The sequence below is a fragment of the Pseudomonas sp. NPDC090208 genome (genome assembly GCF_044746785.1).
Lineage (GTDB): Bacteria > Pseudomonadota > Gammaproteobacteria > Pseudomonadales > Pseudomonadaceae > Aquipseudomonas.
Genome location: NZ_JBIVCU010000012.1, coordinates 96,894 through 115,841 on the forward strand (window position 1 = coordinate 96,894; position 18,948 = coordinate 115,841).

Annotated in this window: 16 protein-coding genes and 1 pseudogene; 2 read left to right on the forward strand and 15 right to left on the reverse strand. The window is 62.0% G+C overall.

Annotated elements, in window-relative coordinates; genetic code table 11:
- Nucleotides 1–41: 41 nt before the first annotated feature.
- The 8 genes and pseudogenes from ACIPL0_RS20130 to ACIPL0_RS20165 form a co-directional block, all read right to left on the reverse strand.
- Nucleotides 42–1,115 (reverse strand): type III secretion protein HrpZ, encoded by a 1,074-nt coding sequence (locus tag ACIPL0_RS20130; protein ID WP_400598720.1) that lies wholly within the window; start codon nt 1,113–1,115, stop codon nt 42–44.
- A 58-nt stretch (nt 1,116–1,173) separates the two neighbouring features.
- Nucleotides 1,174–1,506, reverse strand: a complete 333-nt coding sequence (locus ACIPL0_RS20135; RefSeq protein ID WP_400598718.1) for a hypothetical protein — start codon at nt 1,504–1,506, stop codon at nt 1,174–1,176.
- Between the two features lie 741 nt (nt 1,507–2,247).
- Nucleotides 2,248–3,159, reverse strand: coding sequence for a sigma 54-interacting transcriptional regulator (locus tag ACIPL0_RS20140; protein WP_400598716.1), 912 nt, complete (start codon nt 3,157–3,159; stop codon nt 2,248–2,250).
- A 48-nt stretch (nt 3,160–3,207) separates the two neighbouring features.
- Nucleotides 3,208–4,155 (reverse strand): sigma 54-interacting transcriptional regulator, encoded by a 948-nt coding sequence (locus ACIPL0_RS20145; protein ID WP_400598714.1) that lies wholly within the window; start codon nt 4,153–4,155, stop codon nt 3,208–3,210.
- Nucleotides 4,156–5,302: 1,147 nt separating this feature from the next.
- Nucleotides 5,303–6,325, reverse strand: a pseudogene (locus ACIPL0_RS20150) (transglycosylase SLT domain-containing protein); the annotation flags it as partial.
- Nucleotides 6,326–6,403: 78 nt separating this feature from the next.
- The gene (locus ACIPL0_RS20155) at nt 6,404–6,682 is read right to left on the reverse strand and encodes a LysR family transcriptional regulator (protein WP_400598712.1); all 279 of its coding nucleotides are present in this window, start codon (nt 6,680–6,682) and stop codon (nt 6,404–6,406) included.
- A gap of 1 nt (nt 6,683) precedes the next feature.
- Entirely contained in the window at nt 6,684–6,992 is a 309-nt protein-coding gene (locus ACIPL0_RS20160) for an antibiotic biosynthesis monooxygenase (protein WP_400598710.1), read from the reverse strand.
- A gap of 492 nt (nt 6,993–7,484) precedes the next feature.
- Nucleotides 7,485–7,892, reverse strand: a complete 408-nt coding sequence (locus ACIPL0_RS20165; RefSeq protein ID WP_400598707.1) for an SRPBCC family protein — start codon at nt 7,890–7,892, stop codon at nt 7,485–7,487.
- A gap of 262 nt (nt 7,893–8,154) precedes the next feature.
- Here ACIPL0_RS20165 and ACIPL0_RS20170 point away from each other — a divergent pair, with 262 nt between their 5' ends.
- Entirely contained in the window at nt 8,155–9,018 is an 864-nt protein-coding gene (locus tag ACIPL0_RS20170; RefSeq protein ID WP_400731573.1) for a hypothetical protein, read from the forward strand.
- A 354-nt stretch (nt 9,019–9,372) separates the two neighbouring features.
- Here ACIPL0_RS20170 and ycaC read toward each other — a convergent pair whose 3' ends face one another.
- The 6 genes from ycaC to ACIPL0_RS20200 all read right to left on the reverse strand — a co-directional run bounded on the left by ycaC (nt 9,373) and on the right by ACIPL0_RS20200 (nt 14,935).
- Complete coding sequence (gene ycaC / locus ACIPL0_RS20175) at nt 9,373–9,996, reverse strand: isochorismate family cysteine hydrolase YcaC (protein WP_400598703.1); 624 nt, start codon at nt 9,994–9,996, stop codon at nt 9,373–9,375.
- A 101-nt stretch (nt 9,997–10,097) separates the two neighbouring features.
- Nucleotides 10,098–11,936, reverse strand: coding sequence for an amidohydrolase (locus ACIPL0_RS20180; RefSeq protein ID WP_400598904.1), 1,839 nt, complete (start codon nt 11,934–11,936; stop codon nt 10,098–10,100).
- A gap of 148 nt (nt 11,937–12,084) precedes the next feature.
- A complete protein-coding gene (locus ACIPL0_RS20185; protein WP_400598701.1) occupies nt 12,085–12,705 on the reverse strand; it encodes an antibiotic biosynthesis monooxygenase in 621 nt (206 codons plus the stop codon).
- Entirely contained in the window at nt 12,698–13,114 is a 417-nt protein-coding gene (locus tag ACIPL0_RS20190) for a DoxX family protein (protein ID WP_400598699.1), read from the reverse strand. The genes ACIPL0_RS20185 and ACIPL0_RS20190 overlap by 8 nt, the downstream gene beginning before the upstream one ends.
- A gap of 367 nt (nt 13,115–13,481) precedes the next feature.
- Nucleotides 13,482–14,402: a LysR substrate-binding domain-containing protein gene (locus ACIPL0_RS20195; protein WP_400598697.1), complete on the reverse strand. Its 921-nt coding sequence runs from the start codon at nt 14,400–14,402 to the stop codon at nt 13,482–13,484.
- Between the two features lie 86 nt (nt 14,403–14,488).
- Nucleotides 14,489–14,935 carry a helix-turn-helix domain-containing protein gene (locus ACIPL0_RS20200; protein WP_400598695.1) on the reverse strand — a complete coding sequence of 149 codons (447 nt, stop codon included), beginning with the start codon at nt 14,933–14,935 and terminating at the stop codon, nt 14,489–14,491.
- Nucleotides 14,936–15,160: 225 nt separating this feature from the next.
- Here ACIPL0_RS20200 and ACIPL0_RS20205 point away from each other — a divergent pair, with 225 nt between their 5' ends.
- On the forward strand, nt 15,161–15,805 hold the full coding sequence (locus ACIPL0_RS20205; protein WP_400598693.1) for a phosphohydrolase: 645 nt from the start codon (nt 15,161–15,163) through the stop codon (nt 15,803–15,805).
- Between the two features lie 1,019 nt (nt 15,806–16,824).
- Here ACIPL0_RS20205 and ACIPL0_RS20210 read toward each other — a convergent pair.
- On the reverse strand, nt 16,825–18,813 hold the full coding sequence (locus tag ACIPL0_RS20210) for an ATP-binding protein (RefSeq protein WP_400598691.1): 1,989 nt from the start codon (nt 18,811–18,813) through the stop codon (nt 16,825–16,827).
- Nucleotides 18,814–18,948 lie beyond the last annotated feature (135 nt).

Consider the following 18,948-nt stretch of genomic DNA (forward strand, 5'->3'; position numbering starts at 1 on the left):
CGAAACGGGTTGTCGAAACGGTGTTCAGGCAGCGGATGAACTCAGGACAGTTGGTTGTGGCCTGCGCCCAGCAGTGCCGAGACGATGGCGCCAGCCGCCTGGGTCAGCGAACTTTGCAGGTCGTGCTGGGCAAACAGCTGCTGACCGCCGCCGACGTTGCCATTGCCGTTGCCGGCCTGGCTGGCTTCCAGGCCCTTGCCGATCAGGCCGCCCAGCAGTTGACCGAGGTCCTGGGTGACGCTGTTGCCGCCGCTGTTGGACAGCGCGGTGTTGTTGACCGGAGTGCCCAGCCCGCCACCGACGTTGTTGCCGACGCCGTTGCCGAAGCTGGCGTTCATGCCTTTCTGCAACAGATCGCCCAGCAGCTGGCCGAGGTCCTGTGCCACATTGCCGCCTGCCGCTGGCTGAGCGCCGGATGGGTCGGCCATCAGGTTGTTGTTGCCCAGATTGTTGCCCAGGCCGCCGCCCAGGCCGTTACCCAGCCCGCCGCCGTCCTGAATGCCATTCTGGTTTTGCCCGAGCTGTTCGCCGAGCAGGTCCAGCGCGGCACGGAAGGCACCGGTTTCCTTGCTGTCCAGGTAGTTATCTTCCTTGAGTTCGTTTTTCCAGGAACCGGAGTCCGGGGCTGGGAACTTGCTCGGGTTCTGGTCCATGAACTCGGCGATCTTGTCCAGCAGCGGCATGTCGCTGGCGGAAAACTTCGTTCCATCACCCTGCTTGCTCAGAAGGTCATCCAACGAAGCTTTACCCAGACCGTTGAGCACCTGGGACATCAGGTCCGGCTTGCCGGCACCGCCACCCAGGCCGAATTCGGCGGCCGCACCAAAGTTGTCGCCGAGCTTGTCCTTGATCAGTTCGCCCAACGCTGCCTTGATCATCTCCGGCGAACCGCCGCCCAGCGACGCCAGCGGGTTCATCTTTTCCATCTGCTTGCTGACCATCTGGCCCAGCGGCGTGTCCTTGTCCAGATGACCATCCTTGGTCAGCGCCGAAGCCAGTTTGTCGATGACGTCCTTGAGCGACTGCGAGCCCTGAGTGCCGCCCGTCGGATCGGTGGGCATCACGGTGCCAATGCGCAGGCCTTGCAGAGGATTGAGGGTGTTGAGACTTAGCATGAAACCTCCCGTTTCAGGTGAAAGCCCCCTGCAGCGAGGGGGCGTTCTGCACGGCCGATCAGTAGGAGATGGCCTTGGCGGACTGCGCCGTGCTGCTGATGAATTTGCTGGCGGCGTCGTTGTTCGCCGACTGGATGGCGTTCATGGTGTTTTGCGTGGCGGTCTTGCGCGCCTCGGCACCTTGCAGGTGGGCCAGTTGGGCGTTGTTCTGGTCGTTGAGGGCGTTTTCCTGTTTGGTGGCGTCCAGCGCTGCGGTGTTGCCACCACCGATGATGTTGGCCTGGTTGCTGACGTTGCTGGCCAGGTTGCTGGCGCCTGACAGCGCGTTACCGCCACTGGTGACCAGGGTGGTGAACGGGTTGGTGAGTTTGTTCATTCCGGGAAAAGACATATTGCACACCTCGTGATGGGCACCAGCGATATTGCATGGTGACCATGGGTGGCCGGGGGTGTTGAAACGGTTCCGGATTTTTTTCTGCTGTTTTTGGCGGGGTCTGGAAGCTCTTATCGCTGGACGAATGCGACCACCTGTAGGAGCTGGCTTGCCCTGCGACCGGCGACGCAGTCGTCGTAAAACCTGAGTCCATGGTTTATCTGGTTCACCGCCGAGTCTGCTAACGCAGCCCTGTTTCGCCTCACGGCGAGTTACTTGGAAAAGCCCCAAGTAACCAAGGGCTCTTTACCCCGCCATACGGTGCCTCGCTAATGCTCGGCATGCCCTCACTCCGGCAATGCTCCGTGGGCCCGCCGCGAATGGGCCATCCATGGCCCACGCGGCTCTCGCGGCATCCATGCCGCTCGGCCCACTACGCATCGCCTGCGTTCGGCCTTCTGGGACGGGGCCCCAAGATCAAAATCAAAAGCCAGATCAAAAGCCGGCGAAACACACACACCGTGGGAGCGGGCTCGCCCGCGAAGACATCCTCAAGATCGCCACCGCCGGCAAGCCGGACGGCTACGGGTTTTGGCGGCGCGCCGAAATTTGTCAGGCACTCCGAAAACCTGTGGGAGGGAGCTCTGCTCGCGATGGCATCAGTCCAGTCACTGCTGCGTCAACTGACTCACCGCCATCGCGAGCAAAGCGCCCACCCACCAAAAATCGAACCCCAGCGCCCCACCTGCAGCCATCCCCTCAAACATCCAGTTCCTTCATGCGGTGGTACAGCGTTCGCCTGGGGATGTTCAGTTCCTGGCTGACCGCGTCGATGCTGTTGTTGTGGCGCTTGAGCGCTGCCTGGATCAGCACTTTTTCGATCACGCGCAGTTGCGATTTGAGCCCCGAGGAGGTTGTTTGTCCCGGCTCTGACTCGCTGCCCAGCAACGGGAAACCCAGCACGAAGCGCTTCGCCGCCGAGCGCAGTTCGCGGATGTTGCCCGGCCAGTCGTGGTTGAGTAGCACGTGGCGCAACACCGGTCCCGTTTCCGGCAGCATCACCCCGGATTCCCGCGCGGCATTGACGGCAAAACGCCCGAACAACGGGATGATCCGGGTGCGTTGATGACGCAGCGGTGCAAGCTTGATCGTCAGCACGTTGAGGCGGAAATACAGGTCGCGGCGAAACAGCCCCTGTTCTACCCGCTCATCCAGAGCATGCTGGGCCGAGGCGATGACGCAGATGTCCAGCGCTATCGGCGTGGTCGATCCCAGCCGCTCCAGCTCACGGGTTTCCAGAACGCGCAGCAGTTTGGCCTGCAAACTCAGCGGCATGCTGTCGATTTCGTCCAGGTACAGCGTGCCGCCCTGCGCCGCTTCGATGTAGCCGACCCGCGAACGGTCGGCGCCGGTGTAGGCGCCGCTGACCACGCCGAACAGTTCGCTTTCGGCCAGCGATTCGGGAATCGCCGCGCAGTTCATTGCCACCAGCCTGCCCTTGCGTCCGGACAGTTCATGAATCCGTCGGGCCACGGTGTCCTTGCCGGTGCCGGTTTCCCCCGACAGCAGCACGTCGATACCCAGTTGAGAAATGCTCTGGGCCACCACCGTCAGGTTCGGCACGTGGCTGTCGTCTTCCGCTTGCTCATCAAAAAAATCGTACACACTCATCCACGACCTCTGGCACCACACCACTGCAGGACAACAGGAATTGAATCGTTACGAGAACAGCGGCTCCTCCAGGCTCAGGTCGCTGACACCAAGCTCTTTCATGCGCTGATACAGCGTGCGTCGGGGAATTTCCAATTCCTCCAGCACCGCGTCGAAACGATGTTTGTGCCGTTTGAAGGCGTCTTCGATGAGCATTTTTTCGATGACCCGCAATTGCGTCTTCAGACCGCTCTGCGGATCGCGCGGCGGTTGCGGGTCGGCGCCCAGCAGCGGGAAGCCGAGGACGAAACGCTTGGCCGCAGATTTCAGCTCGCGGATGTTGCCCGGCCAGGCATGGCTGAGCAGCAGTTGCACCAGACCGTTGTCCAGCATCGGCACCGGTCGGTCGAACTCGCTGGCCATCTGCTGGGTGAACTGGTCGAACAACGGCAGGATCTGCTCGCGACGCTTGCGCAGGGCTGGCATCTGGATGGTCAGCACGTTCAGGCGAAAGTACAGGTCGCGGCGAAACAGCCCTTGTTCCACGAGTTCATCCAGCGGCCGTTGTGCCGAGGCGATGACCCGAAGATCGACGGGAATGAAGGTGGTGGAGCCCAGCCGCTCGATGCCGCGGGTTTCCAGAATGCGCAGCAGCTTGGCCTGCAGGCTCAAGGGCATGCTGTCGATTTCGTCCAGGTACAGCGTGCCCCCGCACGCCGCTTCGATATAACCCTGACGGGAGCGGTTGACCCCGGTGTAGGCGCCGTTGACCACCCCGAACAACTGGCTTTCGGCCAGGGATTCGGGAATCGCCGCGCAGTTCATGCCGACGAATGCTCCACTACGCCCGGACAGCTCATGGATCTGTCGGGCCAGGGTGTCCTTGCCCGTGCCGGTCTCTCCGCACAAGAGCAGGTCCATGGTCAAACTTGCCGTGTTCAACGCAATCTGTCGAACATCCAGCGCCGCATTATCTCCCCGTAACGCACAGCCGCTTACATCGATTTGTTCTTTCATCGATACCTCTCAAGTGGGCGCAAGCGATTCATTAGTAACACGCTTGCTAGAGGCAGCAATATTTAATTTTAGTTCCCCAACTTGATGAGAACGGATTCACAGACTTCAAACAGTGATATCAATATGAAAGCATGGAGTAACGAAACTTGCAGTGCTGCACCGACCTTTCAAACACGCATTTAAATTTTGCGCTTGCCGGTGTACAGACAAATGCTTTAGCGCTGAAAAGAAGCTAACCGAGCGGACAACTACTTATTTTTTGTCCTTTAACATCAATATGTTACAGATTTAAAAACAGCCCAGTCGTCGTCACTGTCGGCTAACCGACGGTTTCCCTGAACGCCTCAAGTCAGATTGACAACGCACCTTCCCTTCCTCTCGGTCCACTCACCTGACACCTGAGGCTCATATTTCTTTTTTATGACTTCAACTAATCTATTCCCCGTGTTTTATCTTTTATTACCAGAGTCTCGCCTTCTCCTTTTTAAGGGCGCCTTATATAAAATGCCTACACCCGCAAAGCTACAAACAACTAATACAGCGCACCGACGCATTTCAACTTCTATTATTGTCGACTGTTCGGAATTCCAACTAACACCATTCGGTTTCCCGAACACTGCTTTATCCATTCAGCGCAAGCATGCGGCAAAGCCTTTGTTTCTGCGGGATCCAGCTGGCACTACGCTTGTATTGTCATGAGCGAAGCCGCGCAAAGGTTTGCGCATTCGCCGGTCTGAACAATGAAGGGATCCAACTAAGCGCACTGCCGGAAGAAAACACTCGGCATGTGTCAGCCACCCGCCTGACATCGCGAGCCTGTTTCAAGATATGTCGGCGACAGACAAAAAAGCGCTGTATCAAGGTGCTTACAGATTCGTGGAAAAGTTCAGTCAGATACCGATGATCGGTATGGCGCAAAGTGCTTGAACAGTGACCTTGCGCGGCTGCGCATCGCCTTTGCGGGCCTGCAAGGGTGTATCAAAAAAGAGACAATCGAGCGGCCAATGCCCTCTGCACGGTCGACGTCGCTCCAAGCGGATGGCCGCGATCGCGGCCCTCATTTGCCCTGTCAGTGTTCCGGTCCGACGAACGGCAACGGGGGCGATGCACTGACAGCCAGCGCTGTGGATTCGCTGCCCATGTCGCCCGGCAATCCGTCGCTCATGCTCGCCAGACTCGCCGACAACTGGCGCGCCTGATCCCGGGGTACCAACAGATGCGCCGGACCATCGATGGTTTTCTTGCGCAGAAACGCCGGGTTCAGCCCCAACAATACGGCCTCGTCGACCCCGGCCCGGGCAGCCAGTTGGCCTAGGTCTACCGGCCGCGCGAGCTGGATCGCGGTGAAGTACGGCGCGTTGGCGACCGGACTCAGGCGCACGCCATAGCTGTCCGGCTCGCGCACCAGTTGTGACAGCGCCAGCAGGCGCGGCACGTAATCGCGAGTTTCCCGAGGCAGGTCCAGATGCCAGTAATCCGCCGGCAGGCCGCGTCGGCGATTGGCGTCGATGGCCCGGCTCAATGTGCCTTCGCCAGCGTTATAGGCGGCCATCGCCAGCAGCCAATCGCCGTCGAACTGGTCGTGCAGCCGGGTCAGGTAATCCATCGCCGCCCTGCTCGACGCCATCACATCGCGCCGGCCGTCATACCAGGCGGTTTGGCGCAGGTTGAAGTCACGGCCGGTGGCAGCCATGAACTGCCACAGGCCGGCGGCGTCGCGAATCGAGTTGGCGCGGGGGTTGTAGGCGCTCTCGATCATCGGCAGCAGGGCCAGTTCCGCTGGCATCCCACGGGCGTCGAGGCCTTCAGCGATGAAGTGCAAATACGGTCCGGCGCGCTGGCTGGCGCTACGCAGAAAGCCGGGATTGCTCATCAGCCAGTCGCGCTGGCGGGCGATGCGCTCGTTGGGGCCATTGTCATCAGCCAGGCGAAAGCCCTGCCCCAGCCGCCCCCAGATATCGCTGCCGTCGCTGACCGGTCGGGAGGTCGCGACCCTGGTGGCTGGCGGTCGCAACCCGGCGACCAGACGCGGCGTCCGCTCGTTCGACGGCTCCGGAGGTTGATCGAACGACTGACAGCCGGCGCAGGCCAGCGCCACCGCCAATGCCGACAGGCGCAGGGCATGGACCAGGTGAACGGACGAATGGCGGGCGTGGCGCATGGCGGGCATGTCCTGACAGGAATGCCCCTGTGTGGTTCGCGCGGCCGTGGGGTTCCACCACAGACGCGGATCAATGGTGCGACGGGCTTACGGGTGGCGAACCACCGACTCGATCTGCAGCATCGCCGGCAACAGCGCATCGGCCAGCTGCTGCGCCTTGGCGGTGGGTTGCATCTTGCGGTTGCGGCGCAGAAACAACGGGTCGTCGAAGAACTGTCGCAGGCGCACCAGCGAACCGCTGACCGCCGGCTGGGTCACGCGCAGATGACGGGCGGCCTCGCTGACACTGCGTTCACGAAAGACCACCAGAAAGGTCAGCAGCAGATTGAGGTCGACCCCAAGCAGGGTGTTTTCATCAATGGACATGTCAGGCCACCGCCTTTTGCTCGACGGTGAAGCTGTTGAACTGGATCTGGCTGATGGCACCGCTATTGAGCAGCGCCATGAAGCCGTTCAGTTCCGGATGGGAGAAATGCGCCTGCATCTGCGCCTCGGACGGCCAGTAGCCGCTGACGATCCATGCGCAGTCGTCGTGCTGACACGAGGTCAGGGTGTAGGCGGTGCACGGCGTACTGCTGTTCAACACGTCGAGCATGCGCGACAGGCGCACGCCAACCTCACTGGCACGCCCCTGAGCGGCGCGTATTTCCACGGTGTTGATGGCCGAAACAAGCATCATCGTCTCCTGCGATAAATGACCGGGCGATTTTGACGTCCTGACGGGCGCGGATAAACAGCAGGAATGGAGTTTCAGCATTGCGGATTAAGCGACAATTAATTGCTTGACTACTGCGCTGGAAACAGGTCGGGCTCGGCACAATCCCCAGCCCAACACAAAACCTGTGGGAGGAATCCGAGGTTACGAGGGTCGCGAAAGCGGTGGGTCAGGCAACTTGGTAGTGGCAGGGCTGACGCTTTCGCGAGCAGGGCTCCCTCCCACGGATCTCAGTGTTTGCAGGATCTCGGGACAACCGCACAGCCCACTGGCCACCGCCGTACCCCGGGGAGGGATCCGAGGTTACGAGGGTCGCGAAAGCGATGAGTCAGGCAACTTGGTAGTGGCAGGACTGACGCTTTCGCGAGCAGGGCTCCCTCCCACGGGATTGTGGTGTTGGCGGGACTGCGGCGTGGCAATCCCGCGGCCTTTGGGCGGAACCGAAAGCAGCCGTCAGAAATTGGCCTGCAGAGCCTCCAGCCCGCCTTCATAGACGCCACGAAACAGCGCCTCGGCCTCGGCGTCGGAGATGCCGTTCGGGGTGAAACGGCCGGACCATTCCACCAACGCACCCTGCTCGCCGTCGGCGCTGACTTTCAGCGTCGCCAGGTAATCGGTGACCGGAAACGGCGCGTCGGTGATCGAATAACTGTAGGTGCGCCCCTGCTCATCGAACGACTGCAGGCGCTCGACGATCACTTCGCCAGTCTGCGTGGTCAGTTCGCGGACACGCCCGCCCTCGCCCGGTACGCTTTTGGCGATCAATGGCAGCCATTCCGGCAGGGACAGAAAACCACCGACCAGTTGCCAGACCTTGTCGGCCGAAACCGGGATACGTACGGATGCCGATGCGCTTGCCATTTTGAGTCTCCAGATGATTTCACTCGCCCGGCACCATCGCCGAGGGCTGGATGATAGACCAATCCGATCGATGCCAGCAGTACGCCACCCTTCAGCTCTGTAGGAGACGGCCGACAAACTTGTCGGAATTGATACAAATACGGATGATTGCCGTCCTTTGAACAGCGCTGACGTCGCGCCATGGGCCATGAACGGCCTGCCACGTCAGTACGATTCCGGCATGCGCCCCCTGGCGCCGCCGCCACAGCCAAGGAAGCCAAGCATGATCGTCGATAGCACCTCCAGCGCCGCACTGGCCGCCTATTCCAGCACCGCCGCCCGCAAGACCGGCACCGACAGCAGCACGGTCAATACCGCTGCGGATCAGAGCGACAACACCAACACCACGCCCACCAGCGTTTCGGTTGACCTGTCCAGCGTCTCCGCCAGTTACAGCAAGGCGATTGCCAATTACTCGCCGTACTTTCCGGTGCGTGAAGGCATGTCGTCCGACGCCCTCGCCCTGGGTGTCTCGCAGCCCGGCGCGGTGTCCAGCTCCAAGGACAAGACCTTTGCCGAAGTCGCCGATGACGCCCGCAAGCGCATGGACGAGAAGTACGCGCTGATGAAAAGCGGCGGCAAGGCCTATGACGGCAGCGATACCGATCGCAACTCGCTGCTGGGCGACCTCGACCGTCGTTCGCTGAATGCGGTAGCGACCAACCAGGGTGGCCAGTTCAGCGCCGAAGAACAGGCGGCCGCCAAGGCCTTGATGCGTCAGCAGGAAAAACTCGCGACCGGCTATTACAGCGGGCCGGCGGATCAGGCGCAGCAATTCACCGATCCATACGCCAACGACCCGATCGGTCGGGCCAAGGCGGCGCTGGCGTTTCTGGAAAGCATGAGCCCCGAGGAGAAAGCCACGTCGGAATGGCTGACCCAGCATCAGTCGCTGACCGATGCATTGGCGCAGGTCGGCACCAATGACCCGACGCAGACGCAGGACACCGGGCATTTCCATAACCTTTCGGAAATTCTGGCCGACATCGACACCGATGGTTCGGAAGGTGCGCAGACGGGAGACAGCAGCTCGAACAGTTACGTCTTCGAGCAGGTACAGGCGCAGTTGCGGTCGTTGCAGGGGTGAGTGGACAAACGATGGCGCTGTGTCATTCATCACTGTGCTATCTGCACTGACGCTTTCGCGAGCAGAGCTCCCTCCCACAGGTTGGGCATTGGCCGACAGATTTCTTCCCGCCCGATTCTGTAGGAGTGAGCTTGCTCGCGATGGCGCCTTGTCAGCCAACCTTGCAATGTCTGATTCGACGCTTTCACGAGCAGGACTCCCTCCCACAGCGTTCGTGGTGTCCGGGAATGCTCAGCCAGACGCCACGTTGTAGGAGCCGGCTTGCTGGCGAATGCGTCAGGCCAGTCACTGCATCATCGACTGGCCTACCGGGTTCGCCAGCAAGCCGGCTCCTACCAGTACGGCTGCAAAGCCTTACTTGCTGGTAAACGCCGAGTAGCTGTTCATCAGGTTGCGGTAGTTCGGGATGCGCTGGGACAGCAGGTTGGCCAGGCCTTCCATGTCGTTGCGCCAGTCGCGTTGCAGCTCGCAGGCCACGGCGAACCAGTTGACCAGTTGCGCACCGGCGGCGGACATGCGCGCCCAGGCGGCCTGCTGAACCACCTCGTTGAAAGTGCCGGAAGCGTCGGTCACCACGAACACGTCAAAACCTTCTTCCAGCGCGCACAGGGTCGGGAACGCCACGCAGACGTCGGTCACGACGCCAGCGATGATCAGTTGCTTGCGGCCGGTGGCCTTGATCGCCTTGACGAAATCTTCGTTGTCCCAGGCGTTGATCTGGCCTGGACGGGCGATGTACGGCGCGTCCGGGAACATTTCTTTCAGCTCAGGCACCAGCGGGCCGTTCGGGCCGGATTCGAAGCTGGTGGTCAGAATGGTCGGCAGCTTGAAGAACTTGGCGCAGTCGGCCAGGGCCAACACGTTGTTCTTGAACTCGTTGGGCGAGAAGTCCTGTACCAGCGAGATCAGGCCGGTCTGGTGGTCGACCAGCAGGACGACGGCATCGTTGATATCCAGACGCTTGTAAGGAACGGTCATGGTTGACTCCATTGAGTGTGTGACGGGTGTGTGCTGCGCCGACAGACGGCGTCGGCCGGTGGCCCTTGCCGGGCGAACCCGGCAAGGTTGTTTTCAGGTCATCAGAACGCGAAGCACGAGCAGCCGAAGGCGCCCCAGAAGCCCTGGAAGTCGCTGACCGGGACTTTCGACTGACGCGCCTTGTCATGGCCGTGGGCATGCACGGCGCATGGTCCGCTGCACTGGTGCACGGCGGCGGCCAGCGGTGCGCCCGGACGCCAGTGACCCGGCACCATGGCGACCGGCGACCAGTCCGGCAGCACCGGCACGGTGGGTGGCGCCAGTGTGTCGAATTCGTTGGTGGCGTAGACCACCTTGCCATCGACGACGGTCAGTACCGATTCGATCCACTTGATCGATTCTTCCGGCACGCTGAAGAAGTCTTGCGACAGAGCGGCCAGGTCAGCCAGTTGGCCGACCTTGATCTGGCCCTTCTTGCCCTGCTCCGAGGAGAACCAGGCGCTGCCACGGGTGAACAGTTCCAGCGCGGTTTCGCGGGACAGGCCTTCCGGGTACAGCTCCAGGCCGCCGACGGTACGGCCGCTGACCATCCAGTACAGCGAAGTCCACGGGTTGTAACTCGACACGCGGGTGGCGTCGGTACCGGCACCCACCGGCACGCCTTCGGCCAGCATGCGCTTGATCGGCGGTGTGGCTTCGGCGGCCTGCTTGCCGTAGCGGTCGACGAAGTATTCGCCCTGGAACGCCATGCGGTCCTGAATTGCGATGCCGCCGCCCAGCGCCTTCACGCGCTCGATGTTCTTCGGCGAGATGGTTTCGCAGTGGTCGAAGAACCACGGGATGCCGCCGAACGGAATATCGCGGTTGACCTTTTCGAACACGTCGAGCATGCGCGAGATCGACTCGTCGTAAGTGGCGTGCAGACGGAACGGCCAGCGGTGCTCGACCAGGTGACGCACCACCGGTTCCAGGTCCTGCTCCATGCCTGGCGGCAGGTCCGGACGCGGCTCCAGGAAGTCTTCGAAGTCGGCGGCCGAGAAGGTCAGCATCTCGCCAGCGCCATTGTGGCGCAGGAAGTCGTCGCCCTGGTGCAGCTTGACGGTGCTGGTCCAGTGCTTGAAGTCGGCCAGTTCTTCCTTCGGTTTCTGGGTGAACAGGTTGTAGGCGATACGCACGGTCAGCTGTTTAGCCTCGGCCAGCTGAGTGATCACCTCGTAGTCGTCCGGGTAGTTCTGGAAACCGCCGCCGGCGTCGATGGCACTGGTCAGGCCCAGACGGTTCAGCTCACGCATGAACTGACGGGTCGAGTTGACCTGATATTCCAGCGGCAGCTTCGGCCCCTTGGCCAGGGTCGAGTACAGAATCATCGCGTTCGGGCGGGCCACCAGCATGCCGGTCGGGTCGCCATTGCTGTCACGCACGATCTCGCCACCCGGCGGATTCGGCGTGTCGCGGGTATAGCCGGCCACGCGCAGGGCGGCACGGTTGAGCAGCGCACGGTCGTACAGGTGCAGGACGAACACCGGGGTGTCCGGCGCGGCCTGGTTCAGTTCTTCGATGGTCGGCAGGCGTTTTTCGGCGAACTGGAATTCGTTCCAGCCACCGACCACGCGCACCCATTGCGGAGTCGGCGTGCGCTCGGCCTGGGCCTTGAGCATGCGCAGGCCGTCGGCCAGCGACGGCACGCCTTCCCAGCGCAGTTCCAGGTTGTAGTTCAGACCACCACGGATCAGGTGCAGGTGCGAGTCGTTGAGGCCCGGGATCACCGTGCGCTTGTGCATGTCGATGACTTGCGTGGCGCTGCCGCGCAGGGCCATGACTTCAGCATCGGTGCCGACCGCGACGAATTTGCCGGCGGAGATGGCAACAGCGCTGGCCTTGGGTTTTTCCTGGTCAACCGTATGAAAGTTTCCGTTGAAGAGAATCAGATCGACATTCATCGCAGTTCCTTGGGTCGAAGAGTGAGAAGCAGCGGCGGCCGCATAGCCGCCGAAAGGCAGAGAAGACAGCACCGCCGCAGCGGCGCCGAGCAGTGAGCCGGTGGCGACGAAGCGCCGGCGGCCACTGGCGAAATCGGGGTCGTCGCGATCATCCTTCATGGTCGCTGTCCGCCCTGGCGTTCAGCCACGGCGCGGCCAGTCGGGTCGCTTGCGGCATCAGCAGGTACACCACCAGCAGCACGATGGTGATGGTCACCAGTGCGGTGCTGATCACGTAGTTGCCCAGCAGCGGGAAGGCCTTGAATACCGGCCCCCACAGCAGCGGGATCAGCAGGGTCAACGGGCAGATCACGAAAAAGGTCACCACCGCCTGCTTCCAGCGCGGCGGTTGCGGTGCGTCGCCTGCCGGCACGAACCAGAATTCGTTGTGCGGGTTGACCTCGGTGAAATCGCCGTCGGCCAGCATCGGGGCGGCTTCGGCGACCAGCTGGCTGCGCTCGTTCGACTGCAGCCAGCTCTGCATGGCGTCGGTGGAACAGAAGCGCAGCACGCAGGTGAACATGTGCAGGCCGTCAGCCTTGCCACGAATCACATCGACGCCAAGATGGCCGGGATAGCCGCTGGCGATGGTGACGATCCGGCGCAGCCAGGCTTCGTACTGAGTTTCCAGACCGGCCTTGACGCGGTGCTTGACCACCAGGGTGACGATTTCGTCGGTGGACAGTTTCGAGGTCGCGGCGTTCTCGGCAGACAGGACGGACTCAGGCATAACGCAGTGCTCCAGGCAAACGCGTGTTGAGCGCCAGGCGGCCTGGGCCGGCGATCAGCACGGTGGTGAAAAGAATCAGCAGCAACCAGCCGAACTGGCCCTGCTCCACGCTCCAGTCGCCGTGCACCACAGTCAGCGCCACCAGCAGCAGGAAGAGAATAGGCAGGCACGCCAGTCGCGCCAGCACGCCGGTCAGAATCAGCAACGGGCACAGCACTTCGGCAAAGATCGCCATGCTCAGGGTCAACGTCGCGCCCATGTGGAACGGGTCTTCGATCAGTTGCAGCTGCGCCTTGAAATCGAGCAGCTTGGGCAGGCCGTGGACGAACAGCAGAAACAGCGCCCCGGCGACCCGCAGAAACAACAGACCGAGGTCCTGCATGCGCTCACTGGAAGGGGAATGACTCATCGCGCACCAACAGATTCAAGAAGATGAATCCATAGTGCCTTGGTAGGAATTGGCGATATTGAACAGACGTGCTTCGATGTGGGGTTGTATTACAACTGGTTACAACTGACCCAAAGTCACCGCGTTTCCTGTAGGAGTGAGCTTGCTCGCGATGGCGCCATCCCGGTCACTGCCGCGTTGAATGAATGATCGCTATCGCGAGCAAGCTCACTCCTACAAAGGGCGGGTTGCCAGATTGTTGCGGGGTTGTGCGTGGCGCCTCCTGTGGGAGCGGGCTTGCCCGCGAAGATACATACCTGTCGACACCAATGCGTGCGGATGTACCGGCCTCTTCGCGGGCAAGCGCGCTCCCCCAGAGCCTTTACGCTCACGGCATTGGCCGGGTTTCCTGGGACATGAATTCGGTGATCCGCGAGCGCAGCCAGCGTTCGGCCGGGTCGTTGTCGTGTACCCCGCTCCACACCATCGACAACTCTGCCGGCTCGATCGGGAACGGTGGGTCTTCGGCGCGCAGCGCACAACCTTCGACCAGCGCGCAGGCGGCGTAATCCGGCACGGTGGCGATCATCTCGGTACCCGCGAGCAAGGCACGCAGGCCGCTGAACTGCGGCACCGCGACCACGACTTTTCGCGCCCGGCCGACTTTCGCCAGATCGATATCGATATTGCCGCTCAGATCACCGGAGAACGACACCATGGTGTGCGGCCGCGCGCAGTAGTCGTCGAGGGTCAGCGGCTCGGGGCGCTTGTCGCCGCGCAGCACCTTGACACCGATGTCGCGCAGCTTCTTGCGCTTGGCGTTGGCCGGCAGCTCGGTGGTGTAGCTGATGCCCACGGAAATCTCGCCGGAGGCCAGCAACGACGGCATCAACAGGAAGTTGGCGCGACGCACCACAACGATGATGCCCGGCGCTTCTTCGCGCAGGCGATTGAGCAGCGGTGGAAACAGACCGAACTCGGCATCGTCCGACAGGCCAATACGGAAGATGTCGCAACTGGTGGCCGGATCGAATTCCTTGGCCCGGCTGACCGCCCCGGAAATGGTGTCCAGTGCAGGCTGCAGCTCCTTGAGGATGTCCAGCGCGCGGGCAGTCGGCTCCATGGCGCGACCGTTGCGCAACAACAGCGGGTCGTCGAACAGATCGCGCAGTCGCGCCAGCGCCGCACTGATCGCCGGCTGGCCCATGAACAGCTTCTCGGCGACCCGCGTCAGGTTTCGTTCGAACATCAGCGATTCAAAGATCACCAGCAGGTTCATGTCGACGCGGCGCAGGTCGTTGCGATTCATTCAGTCATTCCGGGTTTGACGGGAGAAAAGGCGCAGATATACACACCCGCCCCACCCCTGAATTGTCTGTTTGTGCTTTTACCTGCTCAATGCCCGCACAACACCTCAAGGCACAAGCCCGCCGCGCTGGCGCGCCGCCAGTTGAACGGGGTGAAGCCAACCACGCGGGTAAACACGCGGGTGAAATGCGACTGGTCGGCGAAGCCGCAATCCAGGCTGATCTGCGAGATGCTCAGGTCCGACTCGACGAGCAGGCCCTTGGCCTTGTCCAGGCGCAATTGCAGAAACCAGTCGCGGGGGGACAGGCCGGTGTTTTTCTTGAACGCTCGGGAGAAATGACTGCGCGACAACGAACACTCGCTGGCGACGCGCGCGATCGACAGGCCCTTGTCCATCTGGCTGCACATCAATTCCTTGGCCCGCCGCTCCTGCCACGGCGACAGCGCGACGCGCTCGTCCCGTTCGTCTTCAGCAGCAGGCATCAGTCCGGCCAGCATGGCCTCTCGCACCAGTGACAGATTGATTGCATTCATTCCAGGCTCTCCAGCTTCACGGATGGCGGAACATGAAGTCTGTGCAGCCCCGGCCTGAAAGTCCTTCTCGGGGTATTAAATGTCCTGAATGGTTAATAACCCCGGCACCGCTGCGAGGCGCGGCACAGAGCGATTCAGAACTTTTCAGGGGGTACCCAAGGACGACCGGCGGGTGTAGGTCTACCGTGAAATTCCCCGATACATGGTTCGTTGCGAGGAACGCACGTGACCACCCGATACGTAGCCGGCATCCCGATCCCGGACAGCGCGATGGCCCGCGCGGCGACCGAGTTGATGCGCGCCACCCAGCCGGACCTGCTGTTCGATGCCGCCCTGCGCACGTTTGTCTTTGCCCGCTTGCTGGGTGACAGCCGCCAGTTGGTTCACGATTGCGAGTTGCTGTACATCAGCGCGCTGTTTCTGCGGATCGGCGTGACCCGGCTGTACGCGCATTCCCAGCAACGTTTCGAGGTGGACAGCGCCGATGCTGCCAGTCAGTTTCTGCGGGGTTATGGCCGCTCGCGGGATGACATCGCTCAGGTCTGGGACGCGATTGCGCTGCATACCACGCCCGGTATTGCCGAGCACAAGCCGCCGTTGACGGCGTTGCTGGCGGCGGCGGTGCAGACCGATCTGCTCGGCACCCACTGTCAGGCGTTCGGCCCGGGCGCGCTGGCGCGGGTGCTGACGGCGTATCCACGGGAGCCGGGGTTCAAGGTGAAGTTTTTGCACACGCTGGCGTTGGGGCAGTTGCATCGGCCGCAGAGTACGTGTGGGACGATCAATGCGGATGTGTTGGCGTTTTATGACCATCACGTGCAGGTCGGCGGGTTTTGCGAGCAGTTGCTGGCGTCGACCTGGCCGTATTGATTTCCGCAACGCGGGTTTCTGTAGGCGCTGGCTTGCCCTACGAGCGGCTGTAGGAGCTGGCTTGCCCTGCGACCGGCGAGGCACTCGTCGTAAAACCTGTGTCTTTGGCGTGCCTGACACTCCGCCGAGTCTGCTAACGCAGCCTTGCTTCGCCTTCGGCACGTTACGCGAACCCTTGTAGGAGCTGGCTTGTCCTGCGAGCGGCTGTAGGAGCTGGCTTGCCCTGCGACCGGCGAGGCACTCGTCGTAAAACCTGTGTCTTTGGCGTGCCTGACACTCCGCCGAGTCTGCTAACGCAGCCTGTTTCGCCTTCGGCACGTTACGCGAACCCTTGTAGGAGCTGGCTTGCCCTGCGAGCGGCGACGAAGTCGTCGTAAATCCTGTTCATGCAGTGTGTCTGGCGTATTGCTGGTCTGCTAACGCAGCCTTGTTTCGCCTGGCGGCGAGTTACTTGGAAAAGCCCCAAGTAACCAAGGGCTTTTCACCCCACCATACGGCACCTCGCTAATGCTCGGTGTACCCGCACTCCGGCGACGCTCCGTGGGCACGCCGCGAATGGGCCATCCATGGCCCACGCGGCTCTCGCGACATCCTGTCGCTCAACCCACTGCGCATCGCCTGCGTTCGGCCTTCTGGAACGGGGCCCCAAGATCAAAGGCCAGATCAAAAGCCGGCGAAACACACACATTCCCTGTGGGAGCGGGCTCGCCCGCGAAGGCGTCCTCAAGATTGCCGCCGGCAAGCCCGACTGCAGCGGGTTTTGGCGGTGTACTGGAATCTGCCTGACACCCTGAGAAACGGTGGGAGCGAATTTATTTGCGATGCATTTTTCCTGACGATGGTGTTGTGTCGCCTGGTTGATGATCGCGAATGATTTCGCTCCCACAATAGATCGGTGCTACGGAGAGGTGTGTGTTACCTGCCGTTGTTTCTGGCCAAAGGCCGTGGGAGGGTTCCGAGTTTGCGAGGGTCGCGAAGGCGGTGGGTCAGGCAAATCGCTTTCGTCCGTTTGCGAAATATCAACCACCCGCCACCACCGGCAGGGTGAAGACGAATGTCGCGCCGCCGTACCGTGCGGGCATGGCGTAGAGTTGGCCGCCGTGGGCGTTGATGATGGACTGACAGATGGCCAGCCCCATGCCCATACCTTTGTCCTTGGTGGTGTAGAAGGCGTTGAACAGTTTGCCGAGGTCTGCCGGGTCGACGCCGGGGCCGGTGTCTTCGACGCTGACGACCAGGTATTCACAGCCGACCACTTCGCTGGCGATCGACAGCCGGCGCAGCACCTGATCGCCGGGGCTCATGGCGTCAAGGGCGTTTAGGATCAGGTTCAGCACCACTTGCTGCAATTGCACACTCGACGCATACACCTGCAACGGCGAGCGCGTCAGGTGAGTGGTCATCAACACCCGCTTCTGCTCCACCTCCACCAGCGTCAGCGCCACCACATGGCGGATCACGTCGTTGATCTGCAGACGGCAACGATGGTGCGGACCTTGTCGGGCCAGGGATTGCAGGGCGTTGACGATCTCCCCTGCCCGGCGCCCGTCGCGAACGATGTCGTGCAGGCCGGACAGCGCTTCTTCCACCACCGGGGTTTCGCGGTTGAGCCAGCGCACACTGGCCGCCGCGTTGGAGACGATGGCCCCCAGCGGCTGGTTGATCTCGTGGGCGATGGACGCCGCCAGTTCACCCATCACCGTGGCCTGGGCGACTTGCGCCAGTTCCGCGCGGGCGCTGCGCAGGGCGTGTTCGATGTCGCGGCGGCGGGCGTTTTCTTCCTGCAACTGGTGGTGCAACCGGGCGGTTTCCAACGAGATCGCTGCCTGCCCTGCCAGCAATTCCAGCACGCCGCTGCGACAGGCCGTGAACACGCCGGGCGCCAGGTTGTTTTCCAGGTACAGCACGCCACTGATCTGGCCCTGCCGAAGCAACGGCAGGCACAACGCCGAGCGCACGCGGTGTTCGCGCAGGTATTCGTCGGCACCGAAATACGGATCGACGCTGACGTCGTCCAGCACCAGACGCTGCTGGGTGCGCATGACCCGATAGAGGATCGACAGCGGCAAATGGTGCTTGTCCGGCACGGTCTCGATCAGTTCAATCCGCAGGCCGCTGTCGCCCCCCTGACCGATGGCGCAGATCATCGGCGCGCCGTTCTTCACCAGCAACAGCAGCGCACGCTGGGCGCCGGCATGCATGACGGTATGGCTGATGAGCATTTCGATCAGCCGGTCCTGGCCGGTTTCTGCGGACAGCGCCTGCACCGCCTTCATCACCGAGGACAGGTCGAGGACGTCCTGACCGCCGGGGATGCTGATCGACGCCCACGGCGCCATGATCGATTCGCGGCTGCTCCCCACCATGGACCGGCGCTGAAACGGTAGGCCGTGGCGTTCGCCGCCACCGAGGGTGAACCCGGCAATGTCGCGATACTGCTGCCACTGGCGCTGGCATTCGCGCAGGTCAGCCAGCAGGCTTGCCGCGCTCTGGTAGCGTTCGTCGGGGTTCTTGGCGATCAGCTTGCCGACCAGTTCGGCCAGGGTCGCCGGAATGTCGCCGCGAAACTGCTGCAACGTCGGCGGCTGGCGCGCCACATGGCAGTACACCCACTCCACCGCATCCTCGGCCGCAAACGGCAGGCGCCCGGCCAGCCATTCGTAAAAGGTCATGCCCAGGGAATACAGATCACTGCGCGCATCGGCCTGACGCTCGACCCGCCGCGCCTGCTCCGGCGCCATGTAGGCCAGGGTGCCGCAGATCGAATCGCTGACCGGCGAATGCCCGCCGGGGCCGATCTCCACCGCCAGGTCGAAGCCGCTCAGACGCACCACCCCGTCGTTATCCTCGATCAGGTTGCCGGGCTTGATGTCGCGGTGCAGCACACCGCGCGCATGCACTTCGGCCAATGCTGCCGCCGCACCGATGGCCAGCCGCAGAAAACGCTCGACGGCATAGGGTTGCGCACCGGGCTGCGCGGAATCAGGCGGGTGGGAAATACGGCTCATGAAAAACCCTGAGAAACACTGGCGATGACAGTCAGCCAAACAATGAACGGGATGGACAATGACCACTGAAGTGCGCGGCGTGAACTTCGCGGCTGCAGTGAACCGATAAAGTTTTAATGTCGCACAACATATAAC

Bases quoted from the DNA above. Each gene is read 5' to 3' on its own strand.
- ACIPL0_RS20130 (WP_400598720.1), bottom strand. From the start codon at position 1,115: ATGCTAAGTCTCAACACCCTCAATCCTCTGCAAGGCCTGCGCATTGGC.
- ACIPL0_RS20170 (WP_400731573.1), top strand. From the start codon at position 8,155: ATGATCGTCGATAGCACCTCCAGCGCCGCACTGGCCGCCTATTCCAGC.
- ACIPL0_RS20165 (WP_400598707.1), bottom strand. From the start codon at position 7,892: ATGGCAAGCGCATCGGCATCCGTACGTATCCCGGTTTCGGCCGACAAG.
- ACIPL0_RS20155 (WP_400598712.1), bottom strand. From the start codon at position 6,682: ATGTCCATTGATGAAAACACCCTGCTTGGGGTCGACCTCAATCTGCTG.
- ACIPL0_RS20210 (WP_400598691.1), bottom strand. From the start codon at position 18,813: ATGAGCCGTATTTCCCACCCGCCTGATTCCGCGCAGCCCGGTGCGCAA.
- ycaC (WP_400598703.1), bottom strand. From the start codon at position 9,996: ATGACCGTTCCTTACAAGCGTCTGGATATCAACGATGCCGTCGTCCTG.
- ACIPL0_RS20195 (WP_400598697.1), bottom strand. From the start codon at position 14,402: ATGAATCGCAACGACCTGCGCCGCGTCGACATGAACCTGCTGGTGATC.
- ACIPL0_RS20145 (WP_400598714.1), bottom strand. From the start codon at position 4,155: ATGAAAGAACAAATCGATGTAAGCGGCTGTGCGTTACGGGGAGATAAT.
- ACIPL0_RS20180 (WP_400598904.1), bottom strand. From the start codon at position 11,936: ATGAATGTCGATCTGATTCTCTTCAACGGAAACTTTCATACGGTTGAC.
- ACIPL0_RS20140 (WP_400598716.1), bottom strand. From the start codon at position 3,159: ATGAGTGTGTACGATTTTTTTGATGAGCAAGCGGAAGACGACAGCCAC.
- ACIPL0_RS20200 (WP_400598695.1), bottom strand. From the start codon at position 14,935: ATGAATGCAATCAATCTGTCACTGGTGCGAGAGGCCATGCTGGCCGGA.
- ACIPL0_RS20135 (WP_400598718.1), bottom strand. From the start codon at position 1,506: ATGTCTTTTCCCGGAATGAACAAACTCACCAACCCGTTCACCACCCTG.
- ACIPL0_RS20160 (WP_400598710.1), bottom strand. From the start codon at position 6,992: ATGCTTGTTTCGGCCATCAACACCGTGGAAATACGCGCCGCTCAGGGG.
- ACIPL0_RS20185 (WP_400598701.1), bottom strand. From the start codon at position 12,705: ATGCCTGAGTCCGTCCTGTCTGCCGAGAACGCCGCGACCTCGAAACTG.
- ACIPL0_RS20190 (WP_400598699.1), bottom strand. From the start codon at position 13,114: ATGAGTCATTCCCCTTCCAGTGAGCGCATGCAGGACCTCGGTCTGTTG.